We start from the raw sequence: 11,885 nt of genomic DNA, 5'->3' as shown, positions 1-11,885 counted from the left end.
GATTATCATTCGCATTTACTGTCAGGAAGAAGACACCCCAACGATCCGGATTTTCAGATTTTCACTCCATACCCCCATTTTTAGGGGTGTTTTGCGCAAAGATAGCCACCGCCGCCATCACCGTCGCCACCAGCCAGTAGGGACCAGAGGCTTGCAGGGCATAAATACCCGTCCCCAGCAACGGCCCGACCACCGTCCCCAGTCCCTGCGCGGCAGCGATGGCTCCGGCTGCGGCCCCCTGTTCGTGCGCCTCGACGGCACCGGCGGCCAATACCGACACCGACGGCCAGATCATCCCCATGCCCATCGCCGCCACCCCATAGCCCACGCACAGCAGCGGTACCGAAGAGGCCATCCCGGCTGCCAGAAAGCCCAGCGCCGCGCAGATGGCCCCCCAGCGGATCAACCACACCGGAGACATCGACAGATGCCGCACCAACGCCTGCGTCAGCACCAGCGATACCCCTACCGTTGCCAGCACCATCCCGGCGGCCTGCGCCCCCTGCTGTGGCGACAGCGCCAGCCGGTCGATGACATAAAATCCTACCACCACCTGCGCCACCGCCACCGAGGCCATGCTGGCAAAGGCGGCCAGAAGCGGCAGCCGCAAGCGGGGATCCTGCAGGCGGGGTGGTGGCAGGCTGGTGGTGCCGCTGACCGGGGCGGCATGGGGCACCCGCCACCACAACACCCCCGCTGCCAGCAGCGGCAGCAGGCAAATCACCAGCAACGGGGCTTCGATCCCCCACGGGGCCATCAGCCCGACCACCGCCGGTCCGATCACCATGCTGGCGCCGTTGGCCATCCCCATGGTGGCCATGGCCCGCGTGCGCCGTTCGGCGGGCACATGGTCGGCGATCAGCGCCACGCTGGCGGCAGGGACAGCGGCAAAGAACACCCCGCCGACACTGCGCGCCAGCACCAGCCCGAGCAGGATCAATCCCTCGGCAGGCAGGGTGCGCAGGGACCAGGCAATGAACAGGCACAGCACGAGGTACGACAGGGCAAAGCCCATAATGCCGGTCAGCAGGACCGGACGACGCCCCAGCCGGTCACTGGCCCGACCCCACAACGGCGCGGCCAGCACCCACGCCATCCCGGACAGGGTGACCACCGTGCCCATCTGCCACGGTGACAGCCCCACGGTGCGCCCGATCGGACCGACCAGCGCGGCAAAGGCCATCATCGCCATCGAGCAGGCGAAACTCTGCACCACCAGCGGTGCGAGCGAAAAGGCGCGGGACGGAAACATGGTCAGCAAGGCTCCTGCACAGGGTCGGTCTCCTGTCAGGACACCCACGGCGGCAGGATCTTCAGTTTTTTCCGTCTGCGGCGGACACCACCAGCACATAGGGGGTGATCTGGCGCACCGAACCACCGTGCAGGCGGGCGATGGTTTCCAGCGCCGTGCGGGGATCGCGCAGGTCAAAAACACCGGTCACCGCCCGCCCGGCCAGCATCTGCCCCTTGCCGTCGGCATCCTGGAGCACGATCAGGCCATGGAAGTGATGGCGCAGGGTTTCAATCACCTGCACCACCGGCTGGTTGCTGACCACCAGACGGCCATCCCGCCACAGGCCCAGTTCCTGCGCGGTCACCCGGTCCCGCTGTACCGCCCTGCCCGTTGCGGTCAGGCGAACCCGGTCTCCGGGCTTCAGCGACAGGGTTTCGCCGCCCTCTATCCGCACCTCGACCGCGCCAGAGGCCACCGCCACCACCGTTTCCGTCTCTTCGCGCTGCACGTCAAAGGCTGTGCCGGTAACGGTGATGGTCATCGCCCCCGCCGACACCACAAAAGGCCGCTGGCGATCCGGGGCCACCTGAAAAAACGCCTGACCTTCGCGCAGGATCACCCCACGACGATCGGCGGACAAGGCCGTATCCAGCGCACTGCCCGCCGCCAGACTGATCTGGCTGCCGTCAGCAAGGGTAATCTGCTGCATCGTGCCGGTGCCGGTGCGGTATTCCGCCCCCCATGGCATCCAGCCGCCGCTGATCACCACCAGCGCCAGACAGGCCGCTGCCGCCAGCCCGCCAACCCGGCGACGCCACGGAGTCTTGCGGACAGAGGGCGACGGAAAGGCCACCACCACCGGCGGTGTCTCGGCCATCGGCACAGACACACCCGGCTGGATCAGCGGCAACGCCTCGCCACTCAGGCGCCAAACCCGTTCTGCCTTGCGCCAGGCCTTGCCGCGCAGCGGATCATCGGCCAACCACTGGACGCGGGCAGCCTGTATCTGTGCCCGTTCGCTGGCCGTTGCCGCCGCCTGTTCGGCCATCAGCCAGTCGATGGCCTGCCCCAGTGCCTCGTCGGCCTGACGGCGCGCCGGATCATCCGGGGGAGTCTTTGCGGTATCAGTCATCATCATCCAGACGGCTTGCACAGAACGTCAGGGCATCGCGGACCAGCTGATGGGCCAGCCCCACCGAAATGCCGAGCGTTTCTGCCACACGCTGAAAGGTATAGCCGTTCAGCCGGTGCAGTTCAAAGGCACGGCGGGTCCGTTCCGGCAATTCTTCCAGCGCGGCCATCATCACCCGCAACTCATCGCGGTACAGGGCCTGCTCCTCGGGTGACGGGGTCTGGGCGGCAACGGCGTCCAGAATGGCGGGCTCGCTGGTTTCCCGCCCGATGTTTTTCTGGCTGCGCCGCCAGTTCAGCGCCAGATTGCGCACAATGCGATAGAGATAGGCCACCGGGTGCGTGATCGGTGGGTCCGCCTCGGTTGCTGCCGTGTTAAAGCGCAGAAACGCATCCTGTACGATGTCTTCGGCCCGCGAACGACAGCCAAGAATCGGCGTTGCGTAGTCCACCAGCGCCGCCCGGTGCGACACGAACACATCGACCGGTCCATCATGGAAAGTGCCGTGCCTGTTGCCTGTCATCAGCGTGCGACCCGCGCCTTTTTGTTGGCGTCGCCCATGACCACAAGCAGGTCATGAACGATCTGGAAAGACCGCACCCTTACATTTAATGAGAATGAATGTCAATATTAGTTGGGCCGCAAATTCCGAATATTAAGTACTTCGAATATTGATCAGAAACTGCTGAACCTGAGCCTGCAATGCAGCCGCCTGCCGGGCCAGTTCCGAAGAAACCTCCAGCATTTGACCGGCATCATCTTCGGTTTTCCCAGCCGACCGCGCCACATCGGTGATAATCACCGACACCTCGCGCGCGCCCGCCGATGCCTGCATCACACTGTCCACAATCTCGTTGGTTGCCATCAATTGCTGTTCAATGGTGGTCGAAATGACTTCGGTTGTTTCGCTGATGCCCGCGATCGTCTCCGCCACACCGGCCATCGCCTGCACCGCACGGGTGGTCGTTTGCTGAATGGCACCAATGTGCTGACCAATCTGCGACGTCGCCAGCGAAGTCTGAGATGCCAACCCCTTGACTTCATTGGCCACCACTGCAAATCCTTTGCCTGCGGCCCCGGCACGGGCGGCTTCGATGGTTGCGTTCAGCGCCAGCAGATTGGTTTGGCTGGCGATATGACTGATCAGGTCAACGATGCTGGTAATCCGGCCCGTTGCCTCTTCCAGCTCCCCGATAATCCCGGCAGCATCCTGAGCTTCTTCGACGGCGGTTCGCGCCCGTGCCACGGAAAACACCACTTGCCGACGGATTTCACCCACCGACGCCCCCAGCTCCTCGGCGGCACCGGCCACCGCCGCCACACTGGCCGAAGCCTGTTCGGCCGCCGCCGAAACCGAGGTCGATTGTTGCAGGGTCGAACTGGCAGACCCTGACATGCTGTGTGCGGTCCCCTTGACCTGCGCCGCCGCCGAAGACACCGAAGATACTGTGCCCCCGACCTGACGATCCAGATCAGCGGCAATCTCAAGCAACGTTTCCCGCCGACGGACTGCCTGCAATTCCCGCTGACGGGCGGCCTCTTCCCCCAGGTCCCGCGCACGTTTCAGACCGTCCTGAAAACAGACCACCGCCCGCGCCATGCTGCCGACTTCGTTGCCAACACGGGTATAAGGAATGGTCAAGTCCAGCGTTCCTGCCGCCAACGACTGCATGGATGTCTGTAACGCGGTCAGAGGCACCCCGATTCCCCGGTGTGCCATCCAGACTCCGCCAATACACAGCACCAGCACCAACACCAGTGCACCACTGGCAATCCACACCACCCTGAGCGCCTCGGCCTTCAACCGGTGCGATTCCTGCACAATCTGTTCGATGGCGATCATCGCCACATCGGCAATCATGGCACTGCGCGCGGCATTGAGGTCTTGTAGCTGCTGTAAGGTCAGGCCAGTCGGGCGACCGGCAACCAGATTGGCATACAGCGTGTGCATTTCCTGCCAAACGGCACTGCCAAAATTGTTTTCATCCGCCTTGCGCACCGCTGCACGAACCGTATCCGGCACGCCGGGTAACAGCAAGACATCCCGCACCTGTTTCCAGTCGGCCAGCACCGCCCCCCGGCTTTCGTACAGCTCGCGCGCCTCGTCCTGCGGCAAAGCCTGACCGCTGGCGAGCGCGCTTTCCGTTCTGGCCATCAGCGTGCCGTAATCACTGCGACTGGCCCAGCTTTCCTGCTTTAACGCCAGATAGTGGTCCAGCGTGCGATCAAGGCCATGTACCCCGTCATCAACCATTTCCGCCGTTTCATGCAGGGCGATCAGGAAAGTCTGGGAAACCGTCTGCGACTGTTCCAGAGAGGCGGCAGACCGGGCGCTACGAGCCACCGCCATCTCACGATCAAGTTGCCCACGCTGGCTCGCGAACGCCTCGTGGCTCGTGCGCAGGGACGCCAGTGTTGCCAGACTGCTTGCTCTCCCCTGCTGTTCGATCAGGCTCACCGCGGTGGCATAATTGTCCTCCGCCACCTGGCGATAGCGCTGGATTTTCGTCAACAGCTCCTGCTCGACCGGTCTATCGGTCATCAAGGCCGCGCGGTAAGCCCCCCGTTCCAGGCGGATGTTGGTCTGAGCCAGCAGCAGGCTCCGGCTGATGTCGGCGGCCTGCTCGACATGCAACGCATTCCGCCAGCCTTGTATGGCAATCCTCAGCTCAACCATTCCATATAGAATGACCACACTTGCAATTGCACCAAGGAACAGGCCGATCATCCACTTCAGAGACATGGTCTGCAGCATGAAGTCCCCCTTGGTGATGACACCGGGAAATAGCGGTGATGAGGGTGCAAAGCCCTGTCGCGATGAGATGGACCATGCTTGATGGCTCACTCATCAGGGTACCAGAATCATACAACAATCCGTCTGGCTTCCAGTGCCTGAGCGGGTTTCAGAGCCGGAATCCACCAACTGAATTTTTGTGTATAAAAATAAATATTAAATCCTTGTCCATCTGTCAACTATACAAACGAATAAAGGTTACCCCAAGAAGAAACCATCACGAAAATCAATCATAACCATTCATTAAATCAGCAAAAAGAAATTATTGGTACGCAAATTTTCACCCGTAAAAATAGTGAAAAATACCATTGCAGTCGCCCTTCCATGATCGCGACTCTCGCTGCCCCCTCGCTGTAATGGCCATAAAAAATGGCACGGACCCATCCCGATCCGTGCCATTCCGACGGTTCCAGATGTTCAGGCCGCGCGGATACTGGCAAGGAATTGCCGGACCCGCTCTTGCAGTTCTGCCGCCCGATGGGCCAGCTCGGATGCAACCTGCAACATTTCTTCTGAATCGCCTTCGGTTTCGCCCGCCGAGCGCGCCACATCACTGATGATCACCGTCACCTCGCGCGTGCCGGCCGACGCCTGCGAAACGCTATCAACAATTTCGTGCGTTGCCACAAGCTGCTGCTCGATGGTCACCGAGGTCGCCTCGGCGGTCTGATGGATGGCTTCGATCGATGCCACCACATCGGCCATCGCCTGCACCGCCCGCGCCGTCGTCTGCTGGATTGCTCCGATATGCTGGCCAATCTGTGATGTTGCCTGCGCCGTCTGCGATGCCAGCCCCTTCACTTCGTTGGCCACCACCGCAAAACCCTTGCCTGCCTCACCGGCCCGCGCAGCCTCGATGGTCGCATTCAGCGCCAGCAGGTTGGTCTGGCTGGCGATCTGGTTGATCAGATCGACAATGCTGCTGATCCGACCGGTTGCCTGTTCCAGATCCTGAATGGTCGCCGTGGCATCCTGCGCTTCGTCTACCGCCGAACGGGCATTTTGCCGCGAAAATTCGATCTGCCGCCGGATTTCGCCCACCGACGCCCCCAGTTCCTCGGTGGCACTGGCGACCGCCGCGACGTTGGCCGATGCCTGTTCCGCCGCGGCCGACACCGAGGTGGACTGTTGCAGGGTGGATTGTGCCGACTGTGACATGTTGCGCGCCGACGTTTCCATCCGGCTTGCCGCTGCCGAAACGGTGCTCACCGCGCCGCCGACTGCCGTATCCAGCTCTTCGGCCATCGCATGCAGGGTGTCCCGGCGGCGCTGTTCCTGCTGTTCCCGCTGACTGGATGCGTCCTGTTCCAGGGTGCGGGCATGCTGCAAGCCCTGCTGAAAGCAGACCACGGCGCGGGCCATGGTCCCCATTTCATTCCCGGCCCTGGCATAGGGAACCGTCAGGTCCAGAGTGCCTGCCGCCAGTTTCTCCATCGTGCCTTGCAACCTGTTCAGCGGCATGCCAATCGCCCGATGGGTCACCATCACCCCGATGGCACACAGCAGCGCCACCAGCAGCACGGCGGCCACCGCCAGCCACAACTGGGAATTGGCCGCATCCTGCAGGACTTCCGCCCGGGCAACCATCTGGTCAAGGGCAATCATCGGCACCTCGACAATCTGGCCACTGCGGGCGGTATTGAGAACCTGCAAGTCCTTGATCTCGATACCGGCGGGACGCCCGGCGACCAGATTGCCATGCAGGGTTTGCGTTTCCGCCCACACTGCGCCGGAAAAATTGGCGGCATCAGCCTTGCGCACGGCGGTAACAAGATCGTCGGCAACGTCGGCTGATCCCGCCATTTCCATCACCCGCCGCCAGTCAGACAGCGCCTTGCCCCGCATTTCGTACAGAGCAAGGGCATCCTGCTGTGAAACCGGCATCCCACCGGCAACGAATCCCTCGACCTTGGCCATCACCGCGCCGTAATTCGCCCGTGCATCCCACCCGTCGCGCTTGATGGTCAGGTAACGGTCCAGAGTGCGGTCCAGACCATAGATGCTCATGTCCACCATTTTGGTGGTGGCGTTCAGGGCGTCAAGAAAGCTCTGGGATACCGTCTGCGACAGGTCCAGCGAGTCCGCTTTGCGCGCCACTTTTGGCTGGGTCATGTCGCGGTCGAACTGTGCCCGCAGGGCAGCCAGCGCATCATGGGCCTTGTGCAGGTTTGCCAGCATCGCCGGGGCATCGGGGGCCTTGCTGGTTTCAAGGGCTTTCACCGACAGGGTATAGGCTTCCTCCAGTTTCTGCCGATAGCGCAACGCCTTGTCGATCTGTTCCTGCGGGGCGGGCCCTTCCCCCAGCAGTGCGGTCTTGATTGCTCCGCGCTCAAGGCGGGTATTGAGCAGGGTTTGCAGCAGGGACCGGCTCGCCCCCACTGCCGACGCCACCGCGCGCGCTTCCTCGCGGCCCACCAGAGCCTGTCGCAATTCAATCCCGCCATAGGTGAAGGCAATGGCGGCAATCGATCCCAGAAACAGGGCAATAATCCATTTAAATGATATGTTCTGTAACATGTTGCCTTCTCCGGAACAGGGTGCAGTCAACAACCAGTCAGACCATTTTTGCGGGCGTTGATGATTTCTGCCACGAGCTTCTTCGCTAACAGAGACTTTCAACCACAGACACGGATGGCCTCACCCACCATTCCTATTTATGCATACAAAAACAATCACCTGTCCGTGGAAAAGCGTTTCCAGCCACAAAACCGACAAGAAACCACAGCCCCCTCTCTCAAGGCCGTGCAGGGGAGAGGTGGCTACCAGCTCTCCCCAAAACAAGGCAGGATGAAAAACCGTCTGCCTCAGTCCTCGCGCACAGATACCCTTTTCGGCGATTTACCAAACCAGCGCTGGATCAGCACGAAAAACACCGGCACAAAGAAAATCGCCAGCACCGTCGCACTGATCATCCCGCCCATCACGCCAACACCAATGGCATTCTGCGCCCCCGATCCGGCCCCGCTGGCAATGGCCAGCGGCAACACCCCCAGAATGAAGGCCAGCGAAGTCATCAGGATCGGCCGCAGCCGCTGATGGGCGGCTTCGATCACCGCCCCTTTCAGCGAGCGGCCCCGGTCGTACAATTCCTTGGCAAATTCAACGATCAGGATGGCGTTTTTGGCGGTCAGACCAATGGTGGTCAGCAGGCCGACCTGAAAATAGATGTCATTGGGCAACCCGCGCAGCAGCACGGCAGCCACCGCCCCCAACACCCCCAGCGGCACCACCAGCATCACCGCGAACGGTACCGACCAGCTTTCATACAGCGCCGCCAGACAGAGGAACACCACCAGAATCGAGATGGCATACAGGGCCGATGCCTGCGAGCCTGCCAGTCGTTCCTCGTAAGACAGCCCGGTCCACGAGATGCCAATGCCAGCAGGCAGGCGCGCGGCCAGCTCTTCCATCACCGCCATCGCCTCGCCCGACGACACCCCCGGAGCCGCCGAACCGACAATCTTGCTCGACGGTGTGCCGTTATAGCGTTCGATCTGCGGCGGGCCATAGGTCCAGAAGCTGTCCATGATGGTGGCAAAGGGCACCATCTCGCCCGCACTGTTGCGGACTTCCCAGCGTTTCAGGTCGTCGGGCTGCATGCGATAGGGCGCATCGGCCTGCACATAGACCTTTTTCACCCGGCCATTTTCCAGAAAGTCATTCACATAGGCCGAGCCCCAGGCGGTGGACAGGGTGGTGTTGATATCGGTCAGCGACAGGCCCAGCGCACTGGCCTTTTCGTGGTCAATGCTGAGATTGAACTGTGGCGTGTCTTCCAGACCTTCGGGACGGACAGCGATCAGGCGCGGGTCTTCGGCGGCCATCCCCAGCAACTGGTTGCGCGCATTGATCAACGCCTCGTGCCCCAGACCGGCGCGGTCTTCGAGCTGCAGTTCAAAGCCGCTGGAATTGCCCAGTTCCAGCACCGCAGGTGGGGCAAAGGCAAAAATTTCCGCATCCTTGATCGCATACAGCGCCATCATCGCCCGTTCGGCCACCGCCGCGACATGGCTTTCCGCCGCCGTGCGCAGGCTCCAGTCCTTCAACTGGATAAAGGCGATCCCGGCATTCTGGCCGCTGCCGCCAAAGCTGAACCCGGCGACGGTAAAGATGCTGCCCACCACATCCCGCTCGCTGTTGAGGAAATAGTCCTCGGTCTGCTGCAACACCGCCAGCGTCCGTTCCTGACTGGCGTTGGCCGGGGTCGAGACCGAGACGAACATCAGCCCCTGATCTTCGTCGGGCAAAAAGGCCCCCGGCAATTGCACAAAGCCATAGGCCATCCCGCCGACCAGCAGCGCATAGAGCACCAGCATGCGCAGCCCGTGGCGCACCGATGCCCGCACGCTGTTGCGATAGACCCGCCGCAGCGCCTCGAACCCACGGTTAAAACCACCAAAGAACCCTTTGGTTTCCCAGCCGTGACCACGCTCGACCGGCTTCAGCAACGTCGCGCACAGAGCCGGGGTCAGACCCGCTGACACAATTCTGCGGGGCCGGGTGAGGATTTCACCGGCTCCGGCGTCTTTACAGTAAGGCACTGATCCACGGCCAATGGCAGCCTGCCGCCATGGCTCGGGACTGTGTTGCCGAACTCTCCTGCTGCGAGGCTTTTGATGTCCCGTTTCTTTATTGACCGCCCGATCTTTGCCTGGGTGATTGCCATCGTGATCATGCTGGCCGGGGCGTTGGCCCTGATGCGGCTGCCGGTCGAGCAGTATCCCGGCATTGCGCCACCGACGGTGGGGATTTCCGCCTCCTATCCGGGGGCGTCGGCCGAGGCGGTGGCGGACTCGGTGACGCAGGTGATCGAGCAGAAAATGAAGGGGATCGACAATCTGCGCTCGATGCGCTCGACCTCGGACTCGGTCGGCAATGTCAGCATCATCCTGACCTTTGAACCCGAAGCCGATCCCGACATTGCGCAGGTGCAGGTGCAGAACAAGCTGCAACTGGCGATGCCGCTGTTGCCGCAGGAGGTGCAGCAGCAAGGGGTGTCGGTCAGCAAGGCCAACGACAACTTCTTTATGGTGGCGGCACTGGTGTCGCAGGATGGCCGGATCAGTGACCTCGATCTGGCCGATTACATGGTGTCGAATTTACAGGACGATATCAGCCGCCTGCCCGGCGTGGGCGAGGTGACGGTGTTCGGGGCGCAACATGCGATGCGCATCTGGCTCAACCCGGACAAACTCAGCAGCTATGCTCTGGCGGTGACCGACATCACCGCCGCCATCACCGCCCAGAACGCCGATGTATCGGCGGGACAACTGGGCGGCACTCCGGCGGTGCGGGGCCAGCAGATCAACGCCTCGATCAAGGCGCAAAGCCGCCTGAAAACCCCCGAGCAGTTCGGCAACATCCTGCTGAAGGTCAAGACCGACGGCTCGCAGGTGCGGCTGAAGGATGTGGCACGGATTGAAATCGGCTCGGAAAGCTATGACTCGGTGGCGCGTTACAATGGCAAGCCAGCGGTGGGCATTGCGCTGAAGCTGGCGACCGGGGCCAACGCGCTGAAAACTGCCGAGGTGGTGCGTAAGCGGTTTGCCGATCTGACACCGTTCATGCCTGCCGGGGTGGAGGTGACCTATCCCTATGACACCACCCCGTTCGTCAAGATCTCGATTGAAGAAGTGATCAAGACGCTGGCCGAAGCGATCGTGCTGGTGTTCTGCGTGATGTACCTGTTCCTGCAAAACCTGCGCGCCACCCTGATCCCGACCATTGCCGTACCGGTGGTGTTGCTGGGAACCTTTGGCGTGCTGGCTGCGGCTGGTTTCAGCGTCAATACCCTGACCATGTTCGCCATGGTGCTGGCGATTGGCCTGCTGGTCGATGATGCCATTGTGGTGGTGGAAAACGTCGAGCGGGTGATGAGCGAAGAGGGCTTGCCGCCGAAAGAGGCCACCCGCAAGTCGATGGGCCAGATTACCGGCGCGCTGATCGGTATTGCACTGGTGCTGTCGGCGGTGTTCGTGCCGATGGCCTTTTTCAGCGGCTCGACCGGGGCCATTTACCGGCAGTTCTCGTTGACGCTGGTGGCGGCGATGGCGCTGTCGGTGGTGGTGGCGCTGGTGCTGAGCCAGCAGACGCTCTTTCAGCGCAGGAATGGAGTGCAGCAGGCACGTTTGACCCGGTGGCCCCAGATGGGCCAGCCACACACCATCCACCGCCAGCCGGACAACTTCCAGTTCCGGCGCGCTGTCGGTGCGGTGATGCCAGGCAAGACGGGTCTTCATCCACGCCAGCCACTTTTCCCCCAGCACCTCATCGCCCAGCGCCGCCATTCCCAATGCCATCGCCGGACTGGTGATGCCAAAGCGCGGATCGTCAAAGGTCAGTTCGATATAGGCACGGGTAAAGCAGCCATAGGCAGACGGATCATCGGCCATCAGTTCATCCATGCGCCGGTCGAGCTGATCGAGCATATGATCAAGGGCGGCCTCCAGCAGGATTTGCTTGCTGGAAAAATGGTGCAGCAATCCGCCTTTGGTAACACCTGCCGCGTCGGCAACCGCCTGCAGGGAAACATTGGAAAACCCTTGGCCAATCACCAGATCCAGCGTGCATTCCAGCAGGGCCAGACGGACGGCTTCGGGGTCTTTTTTACGGGTGTAGGCAGTGCTCATGTGGCTCTCGCAGGCAGGGAACGACCGAAAGATACCGGATGGTCGGTTTCTTTCAAGAGACAATCCACTCCCCTCCCGCAATCCTGCCAGAAAGAC

Annotated in this window: 5 protein-coding genes and 3 pseudogenes; 1 reads left to right on the top strand and 7 read right to left on the bottom strand. The window is 61.8% G+C overall.

Annotated features, from left to right (window positions below; genetic code table 11):
* Positions 1-61: 61 nt before the first annotated feature.
* From BW995_RS08050 to BW995_RS08025, 6 genes and pseudogenes are all read right to left on the bottom strand, one after another.
* On the bottom strand, positions 62-1,252 hold the full coding sequence (locus BW995_RS08050) for an MFS transporter (protein WP_076399702.1): 1,191 nt from the start codon (positions 1,250-1,252) through the stop codon (positions 62-64).
* Between the two features lie 61 nt (positions 1,253-1,313).
* Positions 1,314-2,366 (bottom strand): FecR family protein, encoded by a 1,053-nt coding sequence (locus tag BW995_RS08045; protein WP_076399701.1) that lies wholly within the window; start codon positions 2,364-2,366, stop codon positions 1,314-1,316.
* Positions 2,359-2,889, bottom strand: a complete 531-nt coding sequence (locus BW995_RS08040; protein ID WP_076399700.1) for a sigma-70 family RNA polymerase sigma factor — start codon at positions 2,887-2,889, stop codon at positions 2,359-2,361. The genes BW995_RS08045 and BW995_RS08040 overlap by 8 nt, the downstream gene beginning before the upstream one ends.
* A 132-nt stretch (positions 2,890-3,021) precedes the next feature.
* The gene (locus tag BW995_RS08035) at positions 3,022-5,121 is read right to left on the bottom strand and encodes a methyl-accepting chemotaxis protein (RefSeq protein ID WP_076399699.1); all 2,100 of its coding nucleotides are present in this window, start codon (positions 5,119-5,121) and stop codon (positions 3,022-3,024) included.
* A 456-nt stretch (positions 5,122-5,577) separates the two neighbouring features.
* The gene (locus tag BW995_RS08030; protein ID WP_076399698.1) at positions 5,578-7,677 is read right to left on the bottom strand and encodes a methyl-accepting chemotaxis protein; all 2,100 of its coding nucleotides are present in this window, start codon (positions 7,675-7,677) and stop codon (positions 5,578-5,580) included.
* A gap of 287 nt (positions 7,678-7,964) precedes the next feature.
* A pseudogene (locus tag BW995_RS08025) lies at positions 7,965-9,647 on the bottom strand (efflux RND transporter permease subunit); the annotation flags it as partial.
* Positions 9,648-9,776: 129 nt separating this feature from the next.
* On the opposite strand from BW995_RS08025, the pseudogene BW995_RS08020 reads away from it, so the two are divergent.
* Positions 9,777-11,243, top strand: a pseudogene (locus BW995_RS08020) (efflux RND transporter permease subunit); the annotation flags it as partial.
* A gap of 120 nt (positions 11,244-11,363) precedes the next feature.
* Here BW995_RS08020 and BW995_RS21345 read toward each other — a convergent pair.
* Positions 11,364-11,789, bottom strand: a pseudogene (locus BW995_RS21345) (TetR/AcrR family transcriptional regulator); the annotation flags it as partial.
* Positions 11,790-11,885 lie beyond the last annotated feature (96 nt).

Origin of the sequence: Insolitispirillum peregrinum, assembly GCF_900156605.1 — a bacterium.
Classification (GTDB): domain Bacteria; phylum Pseudomonadota; class Alphaproteobacteria; order Rhodospirillales; family Rhodospirillaceae; genus Insolitispirillum; species Insolitispirillum peregrinum.
The sequence above is the reverse complement of the archived record's forward strand: the minus strand, read 5'-3'. Positions and strand labels throughout refer to the sequence as shown.